Origin of the sequence: Streptomyces sp. NBC_00433 (genome assembly GCA_036015235.1) — a bacterium.
GTDB lineage: Bacteria > Actinomycetota > Actinomycetes > Streptomycetales > Streptomycetaceae > Actinacidiphila.
In genome coordinates this window covers 6,965,754-6,990,954 of sequence record CP107926.1, presented here as the reverse complement: position 1 = coordinate 6,990,954, position 25,201 = coordinate 6,965,754, and the positions used below count along the sequence as shown (strand labels likewise).

Here is a 25,201-nt window from a genome sequence, read left to right as displayed (position 1 = left end):
CCCGCGCGCCACCCGCCAGCTCCCGCAGCGCAGCCGAAAGGACGACCCCGCATGCCAGACGACGATGAGCCGACGCCCTCCGACGGGACCGGCGGCACCACGCCTCCGGCCGCCGCCGGCGGCGGCGCGGTCGACGGCGATACGCCCAGGACCAAGATCCAGGTCGCGATGATCGGCGCGGCGGGCCTCGTGGTCGCCGGGCTGCTCACCCTGATCGGCACCTTCGTCGCGAACGGCGGCGACTCCGGCAACCACAGCGATCCCCCGGCCGGGCCGGTCGTCACCAACGTCCCCGCCGGACCGGTGGTCACCACCGTGCCGGCCGCCCCCACGGCCACCACGCCGCCGGTGACGACCGAGCCCCCGCCCGGCGACAAGCCGTGCGCCACGCCGAAGAAGGCGCACGGCTTCACGGCGGCCTTCGTCAGCCCCTGCACCGGGGATACCCTCAAGTCGCCGTATCCGCTGACCACGCTCAAGGTCACGGGCTATCCGGAGGACGCCGGGCAGGGCCAGTTGTGGGTCTTCGTCAGGATCCTGACCAACGGCGCGGGGACCCCGCTTGCCGACCGGCCGATGTACGGCGGCTCGCCCATCGACCCCGGGCACGCCCACCATCTCGGTGCCACCACCTGGACCAAGGACCTGCAGGTCTACGGCAGCTGCCACGAATACGGCTCGGCCCAGTTCCTCACGTACTGGCTGACGCCGAGCGGAGCGGGGCAGGCCGCGAAGTGGAAGGCGGGGCAGGCGGTCAAGGCGCCGTCCGGGAGCGTGAAGCTCGACGAGGTCACCGTCAACATGGAGGCCGGCGACTGCTGAAAGCCCCGCGGCGGCGGTCCGCGCCCGCTCCCGCGCGGACCGCCGCCGCCAGCCGTGCCGCCTGCTCGGCCTCCGGCGTCCCCTCCGGCGGCGCGGGGGCGTAGAGCGTGCGGTCCACCAGTTGTGCCAGCTCCCGCAGCGGCGGCAGGTCGGTCGCCGTGGCGACGTCGCGGGCGGTGGTCGACGGCGAGGCGGGGATTCCGCTGTCCCGCAGCGAGCGCCCCCACAGGGTGAGGATGCGCTGCCGCGGGCTCAGCTCGTCCCACCGCCGGGCCCGGTCACGCTGCCGCCTGTCGCGCTCGGCCCGCCGGGCGCGCAGGACGACGGCGCCCGCGGCGGCCGCGGACAGCAGCAGGACGGCGCCGGCCGCGAGGAAGAACAGCCGCGCCTGGTGGTTCTGCCAGGTGGAGCCGCCGCCGGGCGGCTGGGTGGCGGGCGGCGTGGCGGCGGCGGGTTCCGGCGAGGGGACGCGGCCGCCGGCGGCCGTGCGGCCGGGGAGCGGCCAGTAGTCGACCCAGCGGCCACCGCCGTAGGCGATCTGCGGCCAGGCCACGGCGTCGCCGCCCAGGATGTCGAGCCCGCCGTCCGCCGGGACCTCCCGCCGCGGCGCGAATCCCGCCACGACCCGGCTGGACGCGCCGAGCATCCTGGCCGCGAGGGCGAAGGCGGTCGCGTACTGGTCGCTGGTGCCGTGCCCTTCCCGCAGCGCCGCCGTCACCCCGTCGCAGCCGTCCTCGACCGGGCCGGTCGCGTCCGCGCTGCCCGTCCCGGCGACGACCTGCGCCAGTTCCGCCAGCTGCCCGGCGAGCGGCAGTCCCGGGCGCACCCGGCCGACCAGCCGGCGCAGCTCGGGTCCCGCGCAGCCGGTGCTCGGCGCGACGGCGAGCGGCGCCCCGGCGGGCTCAGGGGCGGCGGTGTCGACGGTCAGGGAGTAGGCCGTGCCCGCGGCGGGAGTGCGTACGGCCTCGGTCCGCGGGTCGTAGCCGGTGCCGGCCGGTCGCGCGGACCGTACGCCGAAGGGGTGCGGCACCAGGCGCTCGGGGTGCGCCAGCACGACGTCGACCCCGGTGCCGCCCGCGGCCGCGGGCAGCGCGGTGAGCGCCGGTGACGACTGCCAGCCGTCGGCGGCGCGGTAGGTCCCGTAGGCGAGCAGCGGCCACAACCGCCCGGCCGCACCCGGCGCCCCGGTGAACCGGGCGTGCAGGACCGGGTCGCGGGGGGCGCCGGTCCACTGCGGCAGCCGGGACAGCGGGTCGGTCTCCGGCGGACCCGCCTGCTGCCGTGCCACGACGTCCCGGTGCGCCGCCAGATGCGGTGGCGACACGTACACCCCGCCGACCGCGACGCCCACGACGAGCACCATCACCCCCGCCCCCCGCCACCGCCCGACCGGCCCGCCCCGCCGCGCGGCCAGCAGCATCCCGGCGAGCGTCGCCGCCGCGGTCGCGGCCGCCAGCACCTCCCAGACCCGCCCCATCCCCGTCACCGCCCCGCCGGCAGACCGGCGAGGTCCTCCACCGACCTGACCCGCAGCACCCGGAAGCCGGCGAACTGGCGCGGGCCGGAGGCCCCCGGGCCCGCGGGGACCGCGTGCAGGCAGACCACCGTGGCGCGGTGGGCGCTCAGGGCGGAGAGCGCCGGGCGCCAGAGGGCGGGGTCGCGGGTGGTGGCCAGGACGGCGAGGGCGCCGTTCGGGATGGCCGCGGCGAGGCGGGCGAGCGGGGTCGTGGAGGCGCCCGGGTGGGGGGTCACGCGGGCGAGGAGGTCGAGTAGGCCCGCCGCGGCCTCGGGTGCCGGGGTGATCAGCCGGGGGGCGGCGCCGAGGCCGGACAGGACGACCGGGCGGTCGAGGCGCAGGACGCTCAGGGCGACGGCGGCCGCGCAGTCGACCGCCGTCTCGAAGGCCTCGCCGTCCTCGGCGCCGGTGTCCAGCAGGACCGCGGCGGGCGCGGAGCCGCCGCCGCGCCGCTCACGGACGTGGAAGGCGCCGGTGCGCAGGGTGCCGCGCCAGTCGATGAGGCGCAGGTCGTCGCCGGGGGTGTAGGGGCGCATGCCGTGGATCTCGAACGCCTCGTCCGTGTCGAGCCGCGCGGCGCCCGAGGCGTGGGCGGCGGCGGCCTCGGCGACCCACGGCACGGCGGCCGGGGTGCGCGGGCTGACGGTGAAGTGCGCGCCGGGCGGTGACGGTCGGGTGCGGGTCACCGCGAGGCCGAGCGGGTCGTGGTATTCGGCGACGGCCGGGCCGAGCCGCCACACTCCGCGGGGCAGGGCGGGCCCCGCCGCGGTCCAGCCGCGCCCGGCAAACGGCAGGGTGCGTACGCCGTCCGGCAGCACGTCGTCCAGCGTGCCGCGGATCGCGGGTGTCGCGGCCCCGGCCCGGCCCGCCGGGGCGCAGTGCAGCAGCGGGCGCTCGCCCCGGACGAATCGCGCGGCGGGCAGCGAGGCGTGGGCGACGCCGGGCCGCCGCCCGAACCGCGCGTTCGCCCATGCCGCGGCACAGGCGAGCACCGCGGCGGCGCCGACGCCGAAGAGCGGGCGCAGCCCGCCGGCCGCCCCGAGCACGAGCGCGGCGGTGCCGGCACCGCCGCCCCACCGCCCGGCGGCCGTCAGCCGCACGTGCCTGCCGTCCGCGGCCTTCAGGGCGCGCATGCGGCGTTCTCCGGGGCGGTCACGCGGGCCAGCAGCTCGGTGATCACCGCCGCCGGGTCACCCGTCGCGGCGCCCGAGGGCTCCACCCGGTGGGCCAGCACCGCCACGGCCAGCTGCTGTACGTCCTTGGCGTCGGCATGCCCGCGGCCGTCGAGGAAGGCGCGGGCGCGGGCCGCGGCCACCAGGGCGCGGGTGGCCCTGACGCTGACGCCGTGGGTGAGGGCACCGCTCCCGCGGGTCGCCTCGGCGAGGTCGACGGCGTAGCCGACGAGGGTGTCGGTGGCGGTCACGGCGGCGACGGCGGCGCGCGCGGACAGGATGTCGGCGGCGGGCAGCGAGGGCTCCCCGAAGCCCTCGCGGTCGTCGGGGTCGGCCAGCCGCCCCGCGGCGATCGCCACCTCGGCCTCCCGCGCGGGGAAGTCGACGCCCACCCGGATCATGAACCGGTCCAGTTCCGCCTCGGGCAGCAGATACGTGCCGTTGAGGTCCACCGGGTTCTGGGTGGCGACGACGAAGAAGGGGTCGGGCAGGCGGTGGGTGCGGTCGGCGACGGTGACCTTGCCCTCCTCCATGGCCTCCAGCAGCGCGGACTGCGTACGGGGCGAGGCCCGGTTGATCTCGTCGGCCACGACCACGTGCGCGAACAGCGGCCCCTGCCGGAAGTCGCTCAGTCCGCCGGTCAGCAGTGGCTGCTCGTAGCCGGTGATCTCGGCGGGCAGCAGGTCGGGGGTGAACTGCACCCGCCGCCACGCCGTGACGCCCGGCGCCGGGCCCAGGCAGGCGGCGATCGCCCGCGCCAGCGTGGTCTTGCCGGTGCCCGGCCTGCCCTCGACGAGCAGGTGGCCGCCGGCCAGCAGGCATACCGCGGCCATCTCCACCGCGGCCCGCTGCCCGGTGAAGGCGCGCTCCACCGGCTCGATCAGACCGGTACGGATCCGCCCCGCCCAGTCCGTGCCCCCGGCCACAGCAGTGGCGGACATCAGCACCCCCTGGCCCCCGGCCCCCCGGCCGGGTCGCGACCGGCCGGGGCCGACGCCCGTACCGTCACCGCGAACGTACCGTCGGTGACCGCCCGGGGGTGCGGAAACCCGATCACTCGCCCATCTTCGGTACGAAGCGCTACTGCGACGGACGCAGGGTGGTCCGGCGGACGGCGCCGGGGACTCGGGGACTCGGGGTGCCACGGAGGGCCGTCAGAGCGCGAATTCCGCGGCCTCCGCGCGGGCGAAGAAGGCCCTGGCGGCGGCGGTGTCGCGGTGGGGGTCGAGGCGGCGGGCGAAGTCGCGGGCGTATTCCGCCGCCCGAGCGGACCGCATGTCCGCGGCCTGCCGGACGACCTCGGCCCCGAGGGCGCAGGCGGCGTCGACCTCGCCGAGGGAGAGCCGGGCCGAGGCGAGGACGGTGCGGCAGAAGAGCCGGCTGCGCGCGTAGCCGGGTGCGCGCAACTGGAGCGAGCGCTCCGCCTGCTGGACGGCCGCCCGGTGCTGCTGGAGGTCGCGGTGGCAGTGCGCGAACTCGTCCGCGAGCTGCGCCTCGTCGAAGAAGCGTGCCCAGGGCGGCAGTTCGTCCCCCGGCCGGCCCGCGGCGAAGGCGCGCTCGGCCCGGGACAGCGCCGCCGTGCAGGCCCGGGTCTCGCCGAGCACACCTTGCCCGCGGGCCTCGGCCGCGTGCATCAGGGCCTGTACGGCGGCCGGCGCCCCCGTGCCGATGCCCTGCTGGGCGACCCGTGCCAGCTGTACGGCCTCGCGCCCGTGACCGAGGTAGACGGCCTGGCGGCTCATCGTGACCAGGACGTAGCCGCCGTAGACCCGGTCGCCGGCCGCCTGGGCCAGCCGCAGCGACTGGACGAAGTAGCGCTGGGCCAGGCCGTGCGCGCCGATGTCGTACGACGTCCAGCCGGCCAGCCGGGTCAGGTCGGCGACGGAGGAGAAGAGACGCCTGCCCTGGGCCTCCCCGTAGCTGCCGCGCAGCATCGGCTCGGCCTCGTGTTCGAGGTAGCGGATGAGCGCCTGGCGGGCGTGCCCGCCGCCGTAGGCGTGGTCAAGGGCGCGGAAGAGGTCGCCGACGGCCCGCAGCGCCGCGATGTCGCCGGATCCGACCCGGCCCGCGGGGGCGGCGGCGCCCTGCGCTGCGGGCCGTAAAGCCCGCGCGGGGTGCGGGGTGCCGCGGATCTGCGTGGGCACCCGCACCGCGCCCTTGCGGGTGACCGTGTCGTCCGCCGAGCCGATCAGCCAGTCCCTGCTGGGCACGACGAGCCCCGCCGGGCTGAAGGCGATCTTGCGCAGCTCCGCCTGGTTCCCGGTGTCCTTGCGCCACAGGCCGCTGACGATGTCGACCGCCTCACCGGGGGTGGCGGCGTATTCGAGCCCGGCGTAGACCGGCGCGCACGCGTCGAGGCCGAGGTCCTGCGCGGACAGCCGGCGGCCGAGCCGCTGCGTGAAGACCTCGGCGATGAGCGCGGGCGAGGTGCCGCGCGGCTGCTGGCCGCGCAGCCAGCGGGTCACGGACGTCTTGTCGTAGCGCAGGTCGAGCCCGTGCTCCTGGCCGAGCCGGTCGACGCGGCGGGCGAGGCCGGCGTGCGAGAAGCCGGCCTCAGCGATGAGGGCGGCGAGGCGGGTGTTGCGCCGGTCCGGCCGGCCGGTGCGGGCGGGCGCCGCGGCGGCGCCCGCCTCCCCCGGTTCCTCCTGGCCGCCGGGGGGTGCGGCGGGGCCGCGTCCGGGCCGGGCGGCCGGGACGGGGGTGGGTCCGTTCGGGGTTCGCTGCGTGGCACGGTCCGTCATCGGCGGTGCGGCCCACTTCCTCTGCGGGGTCTTCAGATCGGCGCGAATGTAACGGTCAGCGCCACCCAGCTCACCGCAAGAGCCGCATATTCGTCCGATTGAGCGACAACAGTCATCATTACCTGGTAAGCCGCCCGCACCATGACGAGCCACCGTGGTATGTCGCCGCCCTGAGCGGGTCGGCGCGCGCCGCCGCCGTACAGTTGCAGGGGCGCGTATCGCACAGCAGAGGAGTCGTCGTCGTGAGTGAGCTGCAGTTCGTTCACCTGGGTTTCGGGGCTGACGCCGTGGAGTACGGGGAGGCGTGGCAGAGGCAGCGCACGGTGCACGCGGCCCGTTTCGCCGACGAGGTCCCCGACACGTGCCTGCTGCTGGAACACCCGCCGGTCTACACGGCGGGCCGCCGTACGGCCGACAGCGAGCGCCCGCTCGACGGGACCCCCGTGGTGGACGTCGACCGCGGCGGCAAGATCACCTGGCACGGCCCCGGCCAGCTGGTGGGCTACCCCATCCTGAAGCTGCCCCGCCCGGTCGACGTCGTGGCCCATGTGCGGCGGCTGGAGGACGCGCTGATCCTGACGGCGACGGAGTTCGGCGTGCGGACCAGCCGGGTGGAGGGCCGCTCTGGGGTGTGGGTGCTGGGCGACCCCGTCGAGCGGCGCAGCCGAGACGCAGCGCAGGTCGCGGGTCCCGACCGAGGCACAGGGGAGGGGCACACGGCCGGAGCGGAGTCGAGGCGGAGCGCGAGCGAAAACACAGCGCAACGTGCCGGCGGGCTGGTGCTGGACTTCGACCCGCGGCTGGCCGACGACGAGTTCGACCCGCGGCTGAACGGCCCCGAGTACGCCCCCTCCAACGCCGGGCAGCGCCGCGAGGACCGCAAGCTCGCCGCGATCGGCATCCGGGTCGCCAAGGGCGTGACCATGCACGGCTTCGCCCTGAACTGCAACCCCGACACCACCTGGTTCGACCGGATCGTGCCGTGCGGCATCAGGGACGCGGGCGTCACGTCGCTGTCCGAGGAACTGGGCCGGGACGTGGGCGTGGCCGAGGTGCTGCCGGTGGTGCAGAAGCACCTCGGCGCGGTGCTCGCCGCGGCCGTCCCGCTCCCCCGGGCTGTCTAGTGCGGTCACCGCACTAGGAATTCCGGGGCGTACCCTGGCGTTTACCGAAGAATCCAAGCCGTAGGCACATTCTCAGCTTTAGGAGCCGGTCGTGTCCGCAGTCGCACCCGACGGACGCAAGATGCTGCGCCTGGAGGTCCGCAACAGCCAGACCCCCATCGAGCGCAAGCCCGAGTGGATCAAGACCCGGGCGAAAATGGGTCCCGAGTACACGCAGATGCAGAAGCTCGTCAAAAGCGAGGGCCTGCACACGGTGTGCCAGGAGGCCGGCTGTCCCAACATCTACGAGTGCTGGGAGGACCGCGAGGCGACCTTCCTCATCGGCGGCGACCAGTGCACCCGGCGCTGCGACTTCTGCCAGATCGACACCGGCAAGCCGCAGGCCCTGGACCGCGACGAGCCGCGCCGGGTCGGCGAGTCCGTCGTCACCATGGACCTGAACTACGCCACGATCACCGGCGTCGCGCGTGACGACCTGGAGGACGGCGGCGCGTGGCTCTACGCCGAGACCGTCCGGCAGATCCACGCCATGACCGCCGGCCGGTCCGCCGGACGGACCAAGGTCGAGCTGCTCATCCCCGACTTCAACGCCGAGCCCGCGCAGCTCGCCGAGGTCTTCGGCACCCGCCCCGAGGTGCTGGCGCACAACGTCGAGACGGTGCCGCGGATCTTCAAGCGCATCCGCCCCGGCTTCCGCTACGAGCGCTCGCTCGACGTCATCACCCGGGCGCGGGAGGCGGGCCTGGTCACCAAGTCCAACCTGATCCTGGGCATGGGCGAGGAGCGCGCGGAGATCAGCCAGGCGCTGCAGGACCTGCACGACGCGGGCTGCGAGCTGATCACGATCACGCAGTATCTGCGGCCGTCGGTGCGGCACCACCCGGTGGAGCGGTGGGTGAAGCCGGCCGAGTTCGTGGAGCTGCAGGAGGAGGCCGAGGAGATCGGCTACGCGGGTGTGATGTCCGGGCCGCTGGTCCGCTCGTCCTACCGCGCGGGCCGGCTCTTCCAGCAGGCCGTCGACCGCCGCCAGGCGGTCTGACGGCGGCGTGGGCCCGGGAGGCCGCGCGCCCTTCGGGAGGACGGCGGCGCGAGCCCGGTGTGAGACCCCTCACCCGGGCGTATCGCCCTCCCGGAAGAGTGACCTGGCGGGGCGGTGCGCGGGCGGTGCTGAGGCTTTCATGTGAGATTGACCGAGTGGTCACCGGCTGGTAACACGATGTGGCGAGCCTGGTCTCACCACAGGTGGTTCCACGGCTGGCTCCGCACCGCGGTTTCTCCGCTTTCCCGCTTTGCCCGCTTTGCCCGCTTCTCCTGTCTCAGCCCGTCCGGTTCGTCTCGTTGCCTTTGCGCTCGCTGCCTTGAGGGGGACGCCATGCCGTCCGAGTCGGTCCACATCCGTCCGTATCCCCAGCTGCCCACCCACACCCCGGTGGCCGGGGCGCTGCGGGCCGTAGAAAGCTTTCTGCTGCGCGGCGGCCAGCAGACCGCCCGCCGCAACGCCTGGGCGTCGGTGGTCGCGGACCGCCAGCGCGCCAAGGACCGCAGGGAGGCCGAGCACGAGATGGCCGCCCTGCTGACAGGCGCGCGCGGAGACGCCGTACGCGACTGATCGCAGTGGGTGGCCGCGGTGACGCGTGAGTGGGCGGCCACGTATCCTTTGCCACATGGCGAGGAAGGAAACATCCGAGAACCCTGGGCGACTGGCACAGATCGTCCAGACCTACAAGATGACCAGGCAGGCCGACTCCAAGATCGGGCTTGTCATTGCGGCTGTGGGAATCGTCACCTTCGGTGTCATCCTCGCCCTCGGCTTCTTGATCGATCACCCCATCTGGGCCGGAATCCTGGGACTCCTGCTGGCGCTGCTCGCGATGGCGGTGATCTTCGGCCGCCGCGCCGAGCGGGCCGCCTTCGGGCAGCTGGAGGGCAAGCCGGGCGCGGCTGCCGCCGTGCTGCAGAACATCGGCCGCGGCTGGACGGTGTCGCCGGCGGTGGGCATGAACAAGAGCCAGGACGTCGTCCACCGGGCGGTCGGCAAGGCCGGTGTGGTGCTGGTCGGCGAGGGCAACCCCAACCGGGTCAAGGGCCTGCTGGCCAACGAGAAGCGGAAGGTCGCCCGGGTCGTCTACGACGTGCCGGTCCACGACTTCATCGTCGGCAACGGCGAGGGGGAGCTGCCGCTCAAGAAGCTGCGCGCGACGCTGCTGCGCCTCCCGCGCACGCTGACCGGCCCGAAGACCACCGAGGTCAACGACCGCCTCAAGGCGCTGGGCGACCTGATGTCCAACATGCCGATCCCGAAGGGCCCGATGCCGGGCCGTGGTCTTCGGAAGCAGTCGCGAGGATAAGCCCCGGCTGGAGCACTCCGTGCAGATGGATCGGCGGCAGCGGATGCCGCCGCGGAACGGGTCGGCCCTCTTCCGGGAGGGCCGCCATGATCTGCTCCCACAGGCCGCTGGCCTTCCAGCGGCGCCAGTAGGTCCGCAGCGCGGTCGTACCGTACTTCTCGTACAGCTCCTCCCAGCGAGCGTCACTCGCTGCCTTGGTCAGGACCGCTTCCAGGACCGGACGGTCCTTCTCGCCTCGCGGCATGAGCGGGGCGACCTTCGCCCAGCTCGCATTGGTCAGGTCCGGCACGAGCCGGCCTGCGTCGCGGAACCACTCCGCCACCGAGCAGGCGAGACCCTTCCGCATCTGCGGGACCGGCCCGGTCAGGCAGCCGGTGATCTCCAGCAGGCCGTACAAGCGGCGCTGGTCCTCGGCGCTCACGTCCTGGAGGCCCTGCGCGGCCATCTCGGCCAGCGCCTGTAGGTCTCCGGTCCTCTGCGCCGCCTCGACCGCGTCGGCCTGCCAGGAAACGACCTCGCGGCGCTGGGCCTCCAGTGCCTCCAGTTCGTCCTCCAAGGGTTTGATCATGCGGGCAACGGATGTCTCCGCCTCTTTGCCCCGCTGCCCTCGCCGTGCGGCGCTCTTGGCGCCCATCACCATAATGGTGTCGATGGCGTCCTGCTGCTCGGCCACCTGCTGGTCCAGCTCGGCCAGCCGCGAGGCGTGGTCGATGCGTTCCTCACTGGTGCGCGCTTTCTGGCGCTCGGCCAGCACGTGGAGCTTGTCGGCGTTGCCGAGTAGTCCACTCACCGCTTCCCAGGCCCATGCTTCGACGCCCAGGGCGTCCAGCTGGGAGCAGGAGCATCCCTCGCTGCCCGGAAGGGCGGCCTTACCAGCGCACACATAGTGCGGACTCACGTCCTTGGTCGTCGGCGAAGCGCCGACGTAGTGGGAGCCGCACAGACTCGTGATGCGCCCCGTCAGCGGATAGGTGCGTCTGCCAACGTGCCGTACGCGGAACTTCGGGTTCCAGGCACGGCGGAACTCTGCGACCTCCTCCGGAGTGAAGACGGGATCGAGGTCGATCGTGACGCTCTCACCCCAGACGGGGCTGCCGTCTGCATCCAGCGTGGCGTTCGCCGCGCTGCGGAAGACGTACCTCGGATCGAGACTCTGGAGGAAACGGTTGCGGAAATTCGCAACACTCCACGGTTTGCCGGATCGACTGACGAACCCCTCGGCATTGAGCGTGAGCACTGCGCGGCCCCAGTTCCCGTGAAACTGAATCACAAGATGGCGCCCGCGGCGCAGCACGGTCGTCTCGTGCAGCGTCTGGCACGGACCGGTACGAGTGCATCGCTCGGTGCCGCCGCAGATGTCCAGAGCCAATCGGCTCTGGCCGACACGGCCCTGATCCGCGATGTGGTACCCGTAGCGGGCCTGACCGCCAGGGTGGCGGCCGTCCTCGGCCTTCTCCTGGATGCCACCCTGCGTGCGGTCGCGGATGGTCTCGCGCTCGTCCTGGGCACGGTCGGCAGCCTTGCGCATGCGACTGCGCCCGTCGGGCGTGGTGTTGTCATAGTCGCCCTTGACGACGGCAACGAAGACGCCCAAGTCCTCCAATTCCCACACCCAGGGCCAGAAAGCCCTGCCCGCACGGCCGATGGCGCGTTCTTCGTTTACGACGACCACGTCAAAGGGCCGTGGCGTCTGTCGCGCCCGGACCATGAGACGCGTCAGGTCGTCGCGCTCGTGAGCGAGTAACGACCCGGACACGCCTTCGTCGGCGAAAGTGCCGACGTGCTCCCAGCCCTTGTGGACGATGTGCTTGGCGGTCCGCTTGCTGGAGTACGGAATGCCGTAGCCCTTGACCTGCTCCTCGGTGGACACCCGCAAGTAGTCCACAGCGCGTAGTTGCGTCTTCTGCGCCCTTGCAGCCACCTCGATAACGACCCGCTGAAGTCCGCTCATCCCGGCCCCCTGGCCCGCACTTCCCGCGCTTCTGCACGGTCCGACATGCCCGATCCTAGATCGTGTTGGGATTCCGACGGGGCCTGAAAAAGATATCCAAAAATGGTATGCATGGCCGCCGGATCTTCAACCGGAGCCACATCCCAGGTGATCGAGGGGCTTGGAGTTCCTCCCGGCGAACTCCCGCTCGCTCTCGGTCGAGGACCACGCGGGCGGGACCCGCACCAACCGGGACAGCTCTTAGGGCTTGCAGATCATTAACACGTTGTCTTGATCTTGTTGCTGGGGTCGCTGGTGAGGGTGAGGACCCGGGCGTGGAGGGTCGCCAGGGCCGCGGGTGGGGTCGTGGTGGGCGGGATGGCGATCCCGTGCGCTTTGAGGAGTCTTCTGTTCTTCAGGAGGGTTCGGTGCATGGCTGTTCGGCTGCTGGTGAACAGTACGGCGAGAGGTTCCGCGGCCAGGGCGACTCTCAGATGGAGCACGGTGGCCAGGACCTGTTCGGGGAAGGTGAGCCGGGGTGGGCGGCCGTGCCGGGTGTCTCCGTCTGGAGCCAGCGTTCGTGTGAGGTCCCGGAGTTGTCGCCGGGTCATTCCGGTCAGCGCTGGATCGGACAACTGGTTCTCGTCCATTGGGTGGCAGGGGTCTGCGGGGCCAGCGCCGCCGGAATGGCGGAGCTTGGCTGGGGGTGCAGGGCGTAGTTCCAGTCGCCGTGGAAGGCGTGCCGGGTCAGTGGCAGAGCAGCCATCTCGGCGTCTTTGATCTGGACTGCGGTGGGATGGCTGTTGGTGTCCAGGGCGGCACTCACGCGCAGTCCGGTGCGGGTCGTGGTCGCTGCGATGCTGTTGACGATGACTTCGTGGCTGGTCAGCGGGCGGCCGCGCCAGTTCATGGTGATGTGGGAGAACAGCCGGTGCTCGATCTTGTTCCACTTCGATGTTCCCGGCGGGAGGTGGGACACGGTGATCGTGAGACGGGTTTCGGCGGCGAGGCGGGCGAGCTGGAGTTTCCATGCCCGGGTCCGGTAGCCGTTTGAGCCGCCCGCGTCGGCGGTGATCAGCAGCCTCGTCGCCTGCGGGTAGGCTTCCTGGCCCTGGCTGTGCCACCAGCGGCGGATCGACTCCACGGCGAACGCTGCGGTGTCGTGGTCGGTGCCGACGTTGACCCAGCCGGTATTGGCTTCGATGTCGTAGATTCCGTAGGGGACGGCCTTGCCAAGTTGCGGGTCGGCGACGTCGTGGACGCCGACCTGCACCGGGTCACCGGCCGGCCGCCACTGGCGGCCGCTGTTCTTGAAGTCTCCGACGAGTTCCTTCTTCTTGGCATCCACGCTGATCACTGGTTGGCCGGCGTCCCGGTGCTCGCGGGCCCGCTCGTTGAGGTAGCGGAACTGGGCGTCACGATCCGCATGCCGGCCGCCCTCCAGGGTCTTAGCAGCTGCCTGCAGACTGAAGCCCTCCTCCCGCAGCAAGTCGGCGACGGTGTCGGCACTGACTTTGTGCCCGGCCAGGGTCAGCTCCCGGGCAAGGGCGCGAGTCGACTTCACTGTCCACCGCAGGGGGGACATCGGGTCTCCGCGCTCGTCCGGCTCGACCAGCGCCAGCAAGGCCGGGCGCAGGCCGTGGTCGAGGACGGAGATCCGCTCGCGGCCCCCGCCCGGCCGTCGCACCCGTCCCAAGGGTGCCTCGCCGGCCTCGATCTCGAACACGCCCCGGCGAACAGTGGTCTCGCTTATCGCCGCGGCCCGCGCGACGGCCCGGACGCCGCCATGGCCCAGAGCCCTCGCCTCCACGGCCATCAGCAACCGCCGCTGCCGCTCATCCAGATGCGGGAACAACACCGCGAACTTCAGGGCAAGTTGGTCACGAGTCTCGTCCGGGATGCGCATACCACAACAACGACAACCAGGACGGGAAGCAACACCATGATCCGCTGCAAGCCCTTAGCGATCCGGGACGAGGCGCTCTTCTTCCCCTGGTGCCGCTATGGCGGCAAGGTCTACGAGCACCTGTCCGACACCCCGGGCAACGCCGTTCCCGGGCAACGCGTTCTTCATGAGCGGCTCCAGGCCCGCCCTGGGTCCGACCTCTTGGGCCATGCTCCAGGTTCCGAAGGTGGCGTGACCAGGGCCGGACTGCTCGCCAAACTCAAGGTCGAGGCGAAGGTATGGGCGGCCGCCACCGCCGCTCTCGTCGCCTCGGTCGTCGTCTCCCTGCTCAACGCTGCGCAGGACAACCTTGCCTTCCTGGTCTCTGCCGGATCTGGCGGCGCAAGGCAACGGCCCCTCGTCAAAGACAAGGGGCCGCAAAACGGCCGTGGCCGCGAGTACCGTCTGAGTGTCGAGGTCAGAACGGAGCGCCCAGCATGCCGCACGCCGCAGACAATCCGACCCTTCCCGGTGACGCCCTCAAGCGCGCCCGGCTACGCCGTGGCCTGACCCAGGAGCAGCTCGCCGAACGCACCGGCCTGTCCATCGGGGTCATCAAGAAGCTGGAGCGGGGCGGCACCGGCCGGCTGCCCACGTATCACGTTCTCGCCCGCGCCCTGGGCGTGCGAACGTCCGCGCTCCTGGACCCGGCCGGCCCTCACCACACCCGCCGCGGTGATGACGACAACATCGACCTCATGCCGTTCCGGCAGGCCATCACCCCACCCATCACGATCAGTCGCCTCGCCCCGGACGCCGGTGACGAACCAGACCTCGGCAGCCTCACAGCGACGGCCCGCACCATCGCGCAGGCATACCACCAGGACGACTACGCCACCGTCGCCGAGCTGCTGCCGCCGTTGGTGCATTCGGCGCACGCCACCGTGGACCATTTCGACAACGGTCCCCAGCACACCAGCGCCCTGCGGATTCGCTCCGACGTCCTCCAGATGGCGGGCCGGTACCTCACCCAGGTCCGCGCTTACGACCTCGCGCACATCGCGCTACGGGACGCCATCACCGACGCCCTGGCCATCGGCGCCCTCGACGCGGTGGCGGCCGCTATGTACCAGCAGGGCTGGCTCCTCATGAGGCAGGGTCGCCTCGATGAGGCGGAGCAGGTCAGCGTCGCCACGGCGGAAGCGGTTGAACCGCGGATCTCGCGGGCGTCGAGGCAGGCTCTCGGAGCCTGGGGCAAGTTGCTGGTGCACGGCTCGGCTGCGGCAGCGCGCAACAACCGTTCGGCCGAGGCGCGGGAGATGCTGCGCATGGGCCGTACCGCTGGCGCTGCGCTCGCCGGGGGGACTGCGGTAGCCGAGTCGTCGTGGGGCAAGTTCGACTGGCGCACGGTGGCGTTCCAGGGCATTGAGAACCACCTCGTGGCGGACCGCCCGGACATGGTGCTGCGCCTGTCCGAGCGCGTCGCCGGGGCGGGGGATACGACGTTCATGCGGCGCCACCTACTGGATGTGGCGGCAGCTCATGCGACGTTGCGGCAGCGGTCCGAGGCGTTGGACGTCCTTGACAAGCTGCGGGCGGAGACCCCGGAGTGGCTGCGGCATCAGCGGATGGCGGCCGAGACGTTCGGCGAGGTCCAGCAGCAGGGCGGACGGATGACTCAGCGGCAGCGGCGGCTGGCAGAGTTTTTCGGCGCACTGTAGGGACCACGCTCCGTGCACCTTGGATAGTGACGAGGTCTCAGAGGTCCACGTTCCGCGCCTGTTGATGCACGGTCACCGTCCGTAGCGTTGAGTCACGCATCTGACGGATACGCCTCAGGGAGCCGCGCCGTGCCCAACCACGCCGACCACGCCATCGCCGGGTCCGCGACTTTACGTCTCCTGCCATGGGATGGCCCCGAGGGGCGGCCCGCGCTGCTTCTCGGCGACGCCGGGATCCTGTCCCAGCTCGCCGACGAGATAGAGGCCGCTCAGCTCGAGTCGGCCCGGTCGGTGTGGGGTCTGGCGCCGGTCGTGCTGGACGATCCGGCGTCCGAGCTGGGCGCGGTGCGCTTCGCCGCGCGGCGGCTGCACGAGGCGCTGGGCGACGTACTGCGAGTGATCCGCAGCCGGCAGGCGCAGGGCACCGCCCTGTCCGGGGCGGCGGGGTCGCCCCATGTAGGGCGGTGGCCGTACGACGCCCGGCTCGTCGGGCAGGTCCGGCACGATCTGCTCCGGGTTCTGGCAGCGTGGGATCTGGACTCTGTGGCGGAGAGCGCCGAACTGGTTCTGTCCGAGCTGTTCACCAACGCCCTTCGGCACACCGATGTCCCGGATGACAGCTTGATCGAGACCCGGTACGTGCGGCTGCCCAATGGAGTGCGTATCGAGGTCCATGACGCCGACTCGGCCCGGCCCACGCCGCTGGGGCCTCTCTCCGTGGATGCGGAGACCGGAAGGGGGCTCGCCTTGGTGGATGCCCTGACCGGCGGACAGTGGGGCGTCAGCGACCGCGATGGCGTCGGCAAACGCGTCTGGGCACTCTGCACGCTCAGCTCCACGGCCGCCCGGTGACCGCCATGGCGCCCGCGCCCCGCACCCGTACCCGTACCCGTACCCGCCCGAGCAGGCTCCGTCAGGAGCCGGAGGCCGTCACCTGGGCACGGGAGAAAGCCGGGCTCACCAAACGCGCCCTCGCCGACAAGATCGGCATTTCGGAGCAGTTGATGGGCGAGATCGAGTCCGGCTGGCGCAGCGCTACCCCCGCCAACCTCCTGAAGATCGCCGCAGCACTCAACTGCCCGATCGTTGTCCTCGAACGCAAGCGGGACGTCGGCAGAGCATCGGGGTGACCGCCGACTCTCAACATCATATGCAGAGGTCAGGGCGTTGTCGCCGGACTCCCGCTTCCGTTTCCGACCCGCCTCAGATACGGACCTGGACGGACTTGACGGCCCTGTCGTGCAGGCCGCGGGTGTCGCGGTCGAAGACGACGGCCGGGACGACCAGGACCAGCAGCAGCGTACGCAGTGCGGCGCCCAGCGGGCTGAGCCGGCTGCCGTCCACCTGGATGACCCGGATGCGCATGATCAGCTTTCCCGGTGTGCAGCCGACGAGTCCGAGACTGATCACGCTCACCACGGCGAAGACGACGAGCGCCCAGTTGTTCGCCTGGTGCAGATCACGGTGCGCGATCAGACCGTATGCGATCAACACACTGAGAACCCAGTCGATGAACAGTGCGGCGATCCGCCTGCCGACCGGCGCGATGGACCCGGGGCCGTCCTGGGGCAGACCGAGCCCCTCACCCCGGTAGCCGAACTCCGCGCCCATCTGCTCGGCGGCCGCGCGGGGCCCCGACAGCCACGATCCGATTACTTCCCTCTTGTCCACCCGTTAACGGTAACCCCCGTACGGCCCAGCCCCACAGGGCGGGCGCGGCGCCGGCGGCGTCGCGGTTAACGTCTACGAAACAAATGGGTCATGCTGGAGAAATCCCTGATCCCTAAGGTCAGGGCAGTGTGCGCCACCGCACTGGCTGCACCTCGATCGCCAACCCGACCCGCGGGGCCGGGCCTAGGAGGAGTTGGATGTTCCAGAACGCCGACGACGTCAACAAGTTCATCTCGGACGAGGGCGTCAAGTTCGTCGACGTCCGGTTCTGCGACCTGCCCGGTGTGATGCAGCACTTCACGGTCCCGGTCTCGTCGTTCGACCCGACCGAGGAACTGGCCTTCGACGGCTCGTCCATCCGCGGCTTCCAGGCCATCCACGAGTCGGACATGGCGCTGCGCGCCGACCTGTCCACGGCTCGCGTGGACCCCTTCCGCCGGGACAAGACGCTCAACATCAACTTCTTCATCCACGACCCGATCACCGGCGAGCAGTACAGCCGCGACCCGCGGAACGTGGCGAAGAAGGCCGAGGCGTACCTGACGTCGACCGGTATCGCGGACACCGCGTACTTCGGCCCGGAGGCGGAGTTCTACGTCTTCGACAACGTGCGCTTCCAGACCTCCGCGAACGAGTCGTTCTACCACATCGACTCCGAGGCCGGCGCCTGGAACACCGGCGCGCTGGAGAACAACCGCGGCTACAAGGTCCGCTACAAGGGCGGCTACTTCCCGGCCCCGCCGGTCGACCACTTCGCCGACCTCCGCGCCGAGATCAGCCTCGAACTCGAAGCGGCCGGCCTCCAGGTCGAGCGCCAGCACCACGAGGTCGGCACCGCGGGCCAGGCCGAGATCAACTACAAGTTCAACACGCTGCTTGCCGCCGCCGACGACCTGATGCTCTTCAAGTACATCGTGAAGAACGTCGCCTGGCGCAACGGCAAGACCGCGACCTTCATGCCCAAGCCGATCTTCGGTGACAACGGCTCCGGCATGCACGTCCACCAGTCGCTCTGGCAGGGCGGCACCCCGCTCTTCTACGACGAGCAGGGTTACGCGGGCCTGTCCGACACCGCCCGCTTCTACATCGGCGGCATCCTCAAGCACGCCCCGTCTCTGCTGGCCTTCACCAACCCGACGGTGAACTCCTACCACCGCCTGGTCCCCGGCTTCGAGGCCCCGGTCAACCTGGTCTACTCGCAGCGCAACCGCTCCGCCGCGATGCGCATCCCGATCACGGGCTCCAACCCCAAGGCCAAGCGCGTCGAATTCCGCGCCCCGGACCCGTCCTCGAACCCCTACCTCGCCTTCTCCGCGCTCCTCCTCGCGGGCCTCGACGGCGTGAAGAACAAGATCGAGCCGGCCGAGCCGATCGACAAGGACCTCTACGAGCTCGCCCCCGAGGAGCACGCGAGCGTCCCCCAGGTCCCCACCTCCCTCCCGGCCGTGCTCACCGCCCTGGAGAACGACAACGAGTACCTCCAGGCCGGCGGCGTCTTCACCGCCGACCTGATCGAGACGTGGATCGATTTCAAGCGCACCAACGAAATCGCCCCGATCCAGCTCCGCCCGCACCCGCACGAGTTCGAGCTGTACTTCGACATCTAGGAAGACCCCAGGTCAGAGCGGCTCTCCGCTCTCCTGGGCCGTCCGTGGGCCGCCGCTTCCGTCCTGGAAGCGGCGGCCCACGGTTTTGTGCTCGCGCACGAGCCGGTCCGGCTTCAGCGGGGCTCGCGCCCGGGGCGGGGGTCGGGAGGCCGGACCAGGTGGAAGGGGCCGCCCTCGGCGGGGCAGCGCTGCTGACGTAACCGGTGGAAAAGGGGCACACTGAAGGCATGCCGGAGTTGCCTGAGGTCGAGTCGTTGGTGCGGTTTCTTGCTGGTCAGGTCGTCGGGGAGGCCGTGGAGCGGATGTATCCGGTGGCGTTTCACGCGCTGAAGACGTACGAGCCGGGGGTCGGGGAGCTGGAGGGGCGGCGGGTCGGCGGGGTGGGGCGGTACGGGAAGTTCCTGGGGGTGGAGGCCGAGGGGCTGTATCTGGTGATGCACCTGGCCAGGGCGGGGTGGGTGCGGTGGCACGACGAGATGGCCGAGGGGGCGCCGAAGGGCGGGAAGGGGCCGCTGGCGCTGCGGGTGCGGATGGCGGGCGGGGGCGGCTTCGACGTGACGGAGGCCGGGTCGCAGAAGCACCTGGCCGTCTATGTCGTCCGGGACCCGCGGGAGGTGCCGGGGATCGCGCGGCTCGGGCCCGATCCGCTGGACGCGGACTTCACGGAGGAGGTCTTCGCGGGGCTGCTGCGCGGTGAGCGGCGGCAGGTCAAGGGGGTGCTGCGGGACCAGAGCGTGATCGCGGGCATCGGCAACGCGTACTCCGACGAGATCCTGCACGCGGCGAAGATGTCGCCCTTCAAGCTGGCGGCGGCGATGACGCCCGACGAGGTGGCGCGGCTGTACGAGGTGCTGGGCAGGACGCTGGCCGACGCCGTCGAGCGGTCGCGAGGGCTGCCCTTGCGCGATCTGAAGGCGGAGAAGAAGAGCGGGCTGCGGGTGCACGGGCGCAGGGGCGAGCCGTGCCCGGTGTGCGGGGACACCATCCGCGAGGTGTCCTATCGGGACTCGTCGCTGCAGTACTGCCCGACCTGCCAGACCGGCGGCAAGCCGCTGGCGGACCGGCGGATGTCGCGGCTGCTCAAGTAGTCGCGGGGGCGTCAGACGCGGTCGATGTGCACGCTGGTGGACTTCACCCGGGCGACGGCCTCCGCGCCGACCTCCAGGCCCAACTCCTCGACGGCCTCGCGGGTGACCAGCGAGACCAGCCGGTGCGGGCCGGCCTGGATCTCGACCTGGGCGGCGACGTCGCCGAGTTTGACGGCGGTCACGATGCCCGGGAAGGCGTTGCGCACCGATGTAGTCGAGGCCTCCGCGTCGTCGGTGTGGGCGATCTCGACGGCGAAGGCGGCCAGGTCGCGGCCCTCGATCAGCCGGCGGCCCGCGTCGTCGCGGTGGGTGGCGACCCGGCCCGCGTCGGCCCAGCGGCGGGCGGTGTCCGGGCTGACGCCGAGCAGGCGGGCGGCCTGGCCGATGGTGTACGACTGCATGGCCCCAGCCTATTGCGGGCGGCGGCAGCCGGGGGGACGCGGCAGGCGGGCGGAATGCGCGGATTTGCCCGCGATCCGGACCGGTGAAACGCTCGGCGGACCCCGGTGCGGCGGGGCAGACTTGCGCCATGACGTCGAAGCCGCTGAGCAAGGGTGCCAACACACCGGTCACCACCTCCGCCGTACGGGTGGTGCTGACCTGGACCGCGGGTCCGCCCGGGGGGACGGACCCGGACGCGTCCGCGCTGCTGCTGACCCGGGACGGGAAGGTGCGCGGCGACGACGACTTCGTCTTCTACAACCAGCCGCGGCACGCCTCGGGCGCGGTGCGCCACATGGGCAAGCAGGGCGCCGCGGGCGGCACCGTGACCGACGCCGTCGAGGTGGACCTCGCCGGGCTCGAAGCGGTGGTCGACCGGGTGGTGCTGGCCGCGTCCGTGGACACCGGGACCTTCGGCGCGCTGTCCGGGCTCGGGCTGCGGCTGGTGGACGCCGCTTCCGGCGAGGAGCTGGCGCACTTCGACTTCACGGCGGCGACCGAGACCGCGCTGGTCGGCGGCGAGCTCTACCGGCGGGACGGCGGCTGGCGCTTCCGGGCGATCGGGCAGGGCTACGCGGCCGGGCTCGCGGGCCTCGCGACGGACTTCGGGATCACGGTGGACGAGGACAACACCGCCGCGCACACTCCCGCGGCGCCGCGGCCCGTCACCCCGCCGCCCGCTCCCCCGGTCTACCAGCGGCCGGCTCCCCCGCCCCCGTCGGCCCCGCCCGCCTACCCGGCCGCGCCGCCGCCCTCCGCGTACCCGCCGCCGGGCACGGGCCCGAACGCGTACCCGCCGCCCCCGCCCACGGGCCCGGCGGCACCGCTGCCGCCGCCCCCCGCGTACGGAAACCCCTACGGAGCCCCGGCCCCCGCCCCCGCGCCGGCCCCCGCTCCCACCGGCGCCCCCCGCATGGTCAAAGGCGAGGAGAACCTGCCCGTCGACATGCGCAAGCGCCTGTCGCTGCGCAAGGAGCAGGTCGCGGTGAGCCTGCGCAAGCACGGCGCCGAGGGCGCCACCGCCCGTATCGTGCTGGTGCTCGACGCCTCCGGCTCGATGGCGAAGCTGTACGCGGGCGGTGTGGTCGCCGGTGTGGTGGAGCGGATGGCGGCGGTCGCGGCCCAACTGGCGAGCGACGGCACGATGCAGGCCTGGACCTTCGCCAGCAACCCGGCCCGGCTGCCGGAGCTGACGCTGGGCGACCTGCCGGGCTGGATCGCGCTGCACGTGCGGATCGGCGAGCTGGTGCTCTTCGGCCGCCGCAAGAAGCCGCCGCGCGGGCTGCAGCCCGGCCAGGTCGACATGCGGGCGGTCGGCATCCAGAACGAGGAGCAGAAGGTCATCGCGCAGGTGCGGGACTTCGTGCGCGCGGCGCCTTCGCGGGAGCCGACCTTCGTCCTCTTCTTCTCCGACGGCGGTGTGCACCGCAACGCGGAGATCGAGCAGCAGTTGCGGGCGGCGGTGGAGGAGCCGATCTTCTGGCAGTTCGTGGGCCTGGGCCAGTCGAACTACGGCATCCTGGAGCGCTTCGACACGATGGGCGGCCGCCGGGTGGACAATGTCGGCTTCTTCGCCGTGGACGACATCGCGACGCTGTCGGACGCCGATCTGTACGACCGCGTCCTCACCGAATTCCCGTCCTGGCTGAAGGCCGCCAGGGAGGCGGGCATCCTGCGCTGAGCCGAACCGAGGCGGTTCGGGAGGGGTGGCGCGGCGGCGGTACGGCCGGGGGATGGCGTCTCGGCCGTACCGCCGCTGTGCGGGGGGCGCGCTCCGGTCAAGCGTTGTAGACGTGCACGCCGGACGCCTGGCCGGCCGGCCAGCCGGTGTTGGCGGTGAAGACCAGCCGGACGTAGCGGGTGGTCGCGGCGCTGGACAGGGTGAGCGTCGAGGTGTTGCCGGTGGCCGGGTCGAAGGTGTGGGCGCCGGCGGCCAGCAGGGTGCTGAAGGTGCCGCCGTCGGTGCTGCCCTGGACCGCGATGGTCTGGCTGCGGGTGGCCCAGGCGGTGGCCGGCGGCAGGTCGACCACGATCCGCTTGACCGTGGTGGCGCCGCCCAGGTCGACCTGGAGCCACTGCGGGAAGGCGTTGTTGGCGCTCTCCCAGTACGAGTTCTGGTCGCCGTCGACGGCGTTGCCGGAGCCGTAGTTCTGGGTGTGGCTGCTCTCCGAGGTCGCCTTGTGCAGGGCCAGGTCGGTGGTGGAGGAGGTCGCGTCGGTGGTGACGGTGACCTGGTTGGAGGGCGACGACGCGTTGCCTGTCGCGTCGAGGGCCACTACGTCGAAGGTGTAGGCGGTGGCGGGGGTGAGGCCGGTGACGGTGAAGGCGGTGCCCGAGGTGGCGCCGACCTGGGTGCTGGTGCCGCCGCTGACCCGCAGGACGCGGTAGCCGGCGACGCCGACATTGTCGGTGGACGCGGTCCAGGCCAGGGCGACGGTGGTGTCGGTGTGGCCGGTGGAGTGCAGGGAGCCGGGGGCGGTCGGCGGTGCGGTGTCGCCGCCGCCGCTGACGACCGGCTGGGTGGGGCGGGTGGCGGTGAGGGCGATCTGGCCTTTGAGCAGGCGGCCGCCGTCGCCGGTGAGGCGGAGGTAGTAGTCGGCGGAGCAGGCGGTGCCGTCCTCGTCGAGGGCGAGGAGGCCGGAGTCGGTGGGCATCCAGGCCTGGGTCTCGGCGGTCTTGGCGATCTGGTTGCCCTCGTTGTACTCGTCGAACATCGAGATGTAGATGCCCTGCACGCCGGCCCTGACCATGTTGTAGAACTGCCGCCACATGAAGTCGCCGTGGGAGCGCTGGCGCAGGTTGAGGGTGCCGGGCAGGACGCAGGGCTGGTAGTCGATGCCGTGGGCGGCGCACTCGGCCATGTCGGGCACGGTGGCCACGTTGTGGAAGTTGTCGGCGTCGGCGGCGCTGCCGATCCGGCCGACCATCCACGGGCTGATCATGTGGAAGGCGTGGTAGACGTCGGAGAACCCGGCGCGCGAGTCCCGGTCGCCGGTACGCCACCAGGTCGGCACCCCGCCGATCACGTAACACCCCTGGTCCTTGAACCAGTTGACGACGTCCAGGCACGCGGCGGCGCTGAAGGGGCGCTGGTTGTCGGCGAAGCCGAAGCCCCAGATGCACACGACAGGCCTGCCGTTCTGCACCGCGTACGCCGACGACGCGGTGTACGCCTTCATCTTGTTCGTCCAGTCGGCCTTGATGTCCGACTGCATGGTCGTCCAGTCCGAGACGTCGTACATGATGTAGAACTTCCGCCCGTGGCTCTCCGCGGCGCTGCGCACCTTCACCGCCATCGCGTCCCGGGTCGGGCCCTCCCCGCCGGTGGGGTTGAAGCGCTGGAGCGCCGCGGTGTCGATGTTGTTCTGCTGCAGCCACAGGAAGTGCGTGTCGACCGTCTGCTGGTCGTACGACGAGAACAGCTTCGCCGGCTGCCCGTTCCCCAGCGCCGCATACCCCGTCTGATACGTCTTCGCGTAGTCCCGCACATCCGGCCACGCCACGATCGTGGTGTTCGACGGCGACGGCGCCTGCCCGGCGTTGGCACTCCAGTGCCACCACGCGTCAATGGGCGCACCATCACCAATACACGCAAACCACCCCTGATACCCCACCGTGATCTTGCCCACAACGTCACCCGGTGAACTGGCCGCAAAAGCGTTGCCGGCCAGCGCTGTCTGCGTGGCCCCCACCGCTCCCGTTGCAGTCACCGCAATCGCGGTCTGCAGTAGCGCCCGGCGTGTGACACCCATCTGGAACTCCTCCGATCGGCTGTCAACTCCCGCCGTCACACGGCCGATCGGTCTACGGCAGCGGACCGGAAGTCTGGTGCGGGGATCGTAACGACGGGGTTACGCCTTCGCAATAGATCGCGCATCAGGCGAAATATTTGACAGAAACCACGCAAGAAGCGCTCACCCCCACATGACGCCCTGGCCTGCGGAAAAACCTCCCTCAGCCAAGTCGGTACGAAAATCTTAGGAGAATGAAATATTCCGCTCTTACGGTCTGGTGCATGACGCATGTTTCAGGACCACCGGGTGGCGGGCGCGGCTCGACGCGCTCCCGTTCCCACCGGCGACGGCGAAAACCGTCCTGGTGGCAGCGTCCGGCGGTCGTGTCGGCGGCCGTACTGGCCATGATCGGCCTGATCACCCTGGTGATCATCAACCGGTCCCCTTCGGCCAAGGCCCGATCCGACTCCGCCGACGCGAGCGACGCCAAGGCCGGGGACGCGGCCGGCGGCGCTTCCACGGCGACCACCGCCCCCGCCACCACCGCAGCGCCGCCCACCAGCGAGTCCGCCACCCCGTCGAAGGCGCCGACGACCCCGGCCGCCGACGCCAAGGCCCGGCTCGCCACCGCGATCAAGGCCCTCTCGGCGAAGGACAAGGGGCGGCTGTCGGTCGCGGTGACCGATCTGAGCGACGCGGGCACCGGCGCCTCGTACGCGGACGGCACCGCCACCTACGACACGGCGAGCATTGTCAAGGTCGACATTCTGGCCACGCTGCTGCTGCGGCACCAGAAGGCGGGCACGAAGATGACCTCGTCCGAGCGGTCGCAGGCCACGGTGATGATCCAGCAGAGCGACAACAACGCGGCCACCGCGCTGTGGAACGCCATCAACCGCAGGACCGGGCTCGACGCGGCCAACAGCACCTTCGGCCTGGACCACACCGAGGGCGGCTCCGCCGACCTGTGGGGTCTCACCCAGACCACCACGGCCGACCAGCAGGCACTGCTGCGGGTGGTCTTCGGCGGCGACGAGTCACCGCTGTCCGCGTCGTCCCGCGACTACATCAAGGGCCTGATGCACACGGTCACCGAGGGCCAGCAGTGGGGCGTGTCGGCGGCCGACGAGGACGACTCCGGCTTCGCGCTGAAGAACGGCTGGCTGCAGCGCACCGCGACCGGCCTGTGGGACATCAACAGCATCGGCGAGGTCGGCTACAAGGGCCACACGCTGCTGGTCTGCGTGCTGTCCTCGGGCAACAAGTCGGAGAAGTCCGGCATAGCGAAGATAGAGGACGCGGCCGCCGCGGCGGCCAAGGCCCTCTACTCCTGACCTCCACCCGTCCCGCACGAACGACACGACAGGGCCCCGGGGCACCGCCCCGGGGCCCTGTCCGTCA

23 protein-coding genes and 1 pseudogene are annotated in these 25,201 nt (G+C 71.7%); 13 read left to right on the top strand and 11 right to left on the bottom strand.

Annotated elements, in window-relative coordinates; all coding sequences use genetic code 11:
- Nucleotides 1-51 precede the first annotated feature (51 nt).
- The gene (locus OG900_29825; protein WUH93903.1) at nt 52-822 is read left to right on the top strand and encodes a hypothetical protein; all 771 of its coding nucleotides are present in this window, start codon (nt 52-54) and stop codon (nt 820-822) included.
- Here OG900_29825 and OG900_29820 read toward each other — a convergent pair.
- The 5 genes from OG900_29820 to OG900_29800 form a co-directional block, all read right to left on the bottom strand.
- Nucleotides 797-2,299: a transglutaminase-like domain-containing protein gene (locus OG900_29820; protein ID WUH93902.1), complete on the bottom strand. Its 1,503-nt coding sequence runs from the start codon at nt 2,297-2,299 to the stop codon at nt 797-799. The genes OG900_29825 and OG900_29820 overlap by 26 nt on opposite strands.
- Before the next feature lie 5 nt (nt 2,300-2,304).
- Complete coding sequence (locus OG900_29815; protein WUH93901.1) at nt 2,305-3,471, bottom strand: DUF58 domain-containing protein; 1,167 nt, start codon at nt 3,469-3,471, stop codon at nt 2,305-2,307.
- Nucleotides 3,459-4,451, bottom strand: a complete 993-nt coding sequence (locus OG900_29810; GenBank protein WUH93900.1) for an AAA family ATPase — start codon at nt 4,449-4,451, stop codon at nt 3,459-3,461. Before OG900_29810 ends, OG900_29815 begins: the two co-directional genes overlap by 13 nt.
- A gap of 213 nt (nt 4,452-4,664) precedes the next feature.
- Entirely contained in the window at nt 4,665-6,251 is a 1,587-nt protein-coding gene (locus tag OG900_29805) for a regulator (GenBank protein WUH93899.1), read from the bottom strand.
- A 32-nt stretch (nt 6,252-6,283) separates the two neighbouring features.
- Nucleotides 6,284-6,517, bottom strand: coding sequence for a hypothetical protein (locus tag OG900_29800; GenBank protein WUH93898.1), 234 nt, complete (start codon nt 6,515-6,517; stop codon nt 6,284-6,286).
- Between OG900_29800 and lipB the strand changes: the two genes are divergently transcribed.
- The 4 genes from lipB (at nt 6,494) to OG900_29780 (ending at nt 9,723) form a co-directional block, all read left to right on the top strand.
- Nucleotides 6,494-7,375, top strand: coding sequence for a lipoyl(octanoyl) transferase LipB (lipB, locus tag OG900_29795; GenBank protein WUH93897.1), 882 nt, complete (start codon nt 6,494-6,496; stop codon nt 7,373-7,375). The genes OG900_29800 and lipB overlap by 24 nt on opposite strands.
- 91 nt (nt 7,376-7,466) lie before the next feature.
- The gene (lipA, locus tag OG900_29790) at nt 7,467-8,414 is read left to right on the top strand and encodes a lipoyl synthase (protein WUH93896.1); all 948 of its coding nucleotides are present in this window, start codon (nt 7,467-7,469) and stop codon (nt 8,412-8,414) included.
- Nucleotides 8,415-8,747: 333 nt separating this feature from the next.
- On the top strand, nt 8,748-8,984 hold the full coding sequence (locus tag OG900_29785) for a hypothetical protein (protein WUH93895.1): 237 nt from the start codon (nt 8,748-8,750) through the stop codon (nt 8,982-8,984).
- Nucleotides 8,985-9,039: 55 nt separating this feature from the next.
- Complete coding sequence (locus tag OG900_29780) at nt 9,040-9,723, top strand: DUF4191 domain-containing protein (protein ID WUH93894.1); 684 nt, start codon at nt 9,040-9,042, stop codon at nt 9,721-9,723.
- On the opposite strand, the gene OG900_29775 is transcribed toward OG900_29780, so the two are convergent.
- From OG900_29775 to OG900_29765, 3 genes and pseudogenes are all read right to left on the bottom strand, one after another.
- Complete coding sequence (locus tag OG900_29775; GenBank protein WUH93893.1) at nt 9,635-11,674, bottom strand: recombinase family protein; 2,040 nt, start codon at nt 11,672-11,674, stop codon at nt 9,635-9,637. The two genes, OG900_29780 and OG900_29775, sit on opposite strands and share 89 nt — an antisense overlap.
- A gap of 257 nt (nt 11,675-11,931) precedes the next feature.
- The gene (locus OG900_29770; GenBank protein WUH93892.1) at nt 11,932-12,156 is read right to left on the bottom strand and encodes a hypothetical protein; all 225 of its coding nucleotides are present in this window, start codon (nt 12,154-12,156) and stop codon (nt 11,932-11,934) included.
- A 197-nt stretch (nt 12,157-12,353) separates the two neighbouring features.
- Nucleotides 12,354-13,559: pseudogene (locus tag OG900_29765) on the bottom strand (ISAzo13 family transposase).
- Between the two features lie 36 nt (nt 13,560-13,595).
- Between OG900_29765 and OG900_29760 the strand changes: the two are divergent.
- From OG900_29760 to OG900_29745, 4 genes are all read left to right on the top strand, one after another.
- On the top strand, nt 13,596-14,108 hold the full coding sequence (locus OG900_29760; GenBank protein WUH93891.1) for a hypothetical protein: 513 nt from the start codon (nt 13,596-13,598) through the stop codon (nt 14,106-14,108).
- Entirely contained in the window at nt 14,036-15,259 is a 1,224-nt protein-coding gene (locus OG900_29755; GenBank protein ID WUH93890.1) for a helix-turn-helix domain-containing protein, read from the top strand. The genes OG900_29760 and OG900_29755 overlap by 73 nt, the downstream gene beginning before the upstream one ends.
- Nucleotides 15,260-15,388: 129 nt before the next feature.
- Nucleotides 15,389-16,111 (top strand): ATP-binding protein, encoded by a 723-nt coding sequence (locus tag OG900_29750; protein ID WUH93889.1) that lies wholly within the window; start codon nt 15,389-15,391, stop codon nt 16,109-16,111.
- A gap of 5 nt (nt 16,112-16,116) precedes the next feature.
- The gene (locus OG900_29745; GenBank protein WUH93888.1) at nt 16,117-16,389 is read left to right on the top strand and encodes a helix-turn-helix transcriptional regulator; all 273 of its coding nucleotides are present in this window, start codon (nt 16,117-16,119) and stop codon (nt 16,387-16,389) included.
- Nucleotides 16,390-16,462: 73 nt separating this feature from the next.
- Here OG900_29745 and OG900_29740 read toward each other — a convergent pair whose 3' ends face one another.
- Nucleotides 16,463-16,930 carry an RDD family protein gene (locus OG900_29740; protein WUH93887.1) on the bottom strand — a complete coding sequence of 156 codons (468 nt, stop codon included), beginning with the start codon at nt 16,928-16,930 and terminating at the stop codon, nt 16,463-16,465.
- A 197-nt stretch (nt 16,931-17,127) separates the two neighbouring features.
- Between OG900_29740 and glnA the strand changes: the two genes are divergently transcribed.
- Together glnA and OG900_29730 are read left to right on the top strand one after the other, a co-directional pair.
- The gene (gene glnA / locus OG900_29735; protein WUH93886.1) at nt 17,128-18,537 is read left to right on the top strand and encodes a type I glutamate--ammonia ligase; all 1,410 of its coding nucleotides are present in this window, start codon (nt 17,128-17,130) and stop codon (nt 18,535-18,537) included.
- A gap of 227 nt (nt 18,538-18,764) precedes the next feature.
- Nucleotides 18,765-19,625 (top strand): Fpg/Nei family DNA glycosylase, encoded by an 861-nt coding sequence (locus tag OG900_29730; protein ID WUH93885.1) that lies wholly within the window; start codon nt 18,765-18,767, stop codon nt 19,623-19,625.
- Between the two features lie 11 nt (nt 19,626-19,636).
- Here OG900_29730 and OG900_29725 read toward each other — a convergent pair whose 3' ends face one another.
- A complete protein-coding gene (locus tag OG900_29725) occupies nt 19,637-20,026 on the bottom strand; it encodes a helix-turn-helix transcriptional regulator (protein ID WUH93884.1) in 390 nt (129 codons plus the stop codon).
- A gap of 128 nt (nt 20,027-20,154) precedes the next feature.
- Here OG900_29725 and OG900_29720 point away from each other — a divergent pair, with 128 nt between their 5' ends.
- Nucleotides 20,155-21,747 carry a VWA domain-containing protein gene (locus tag OG900_29720; protein WUH93883.1) on the top strand — a complete coding sequence of 531 codons (1,593 nt, stop codon included), beginning with the start codon at nt 20,155-20,157 and terminating at the stop codon, nt 21,745-21,747.
- A gap of 97 nt (nt 21,748-21,844) precedes the next feature.
- Here OG900_29720 and OG900_29715 read toward each other — a convergent pair whose 3' ends face one another.
- On the bottom strand, nt 21,845-23,818 hold the full coding sequence (locus OG900_29715) for a discoidin domain-containing protein (protein WUH93882.1): 1,974 nt from the start codon (nt 23,816-23,818) through the stop codon (nt 21,845-21,847).
- A 263-nt stretch (nt 23,819-24,081) separates the two neighbouring features.
- On the opposite strand from OG900_29715, the gene OG900_29710 reads away from it, so the two are divergent.
- A complete protein-coding gene (locus OG900_29710; GenBank protein WUH93881.1) occupies nt 24,082-25,134 on the top strand; it encodes a class A beta-lactamase-related serine hydrolase in 1,053 nt (350 codons plus the stop codon).
- Nucleotides 25,135-25,201 lie beyond the last annotated feature (67 nt).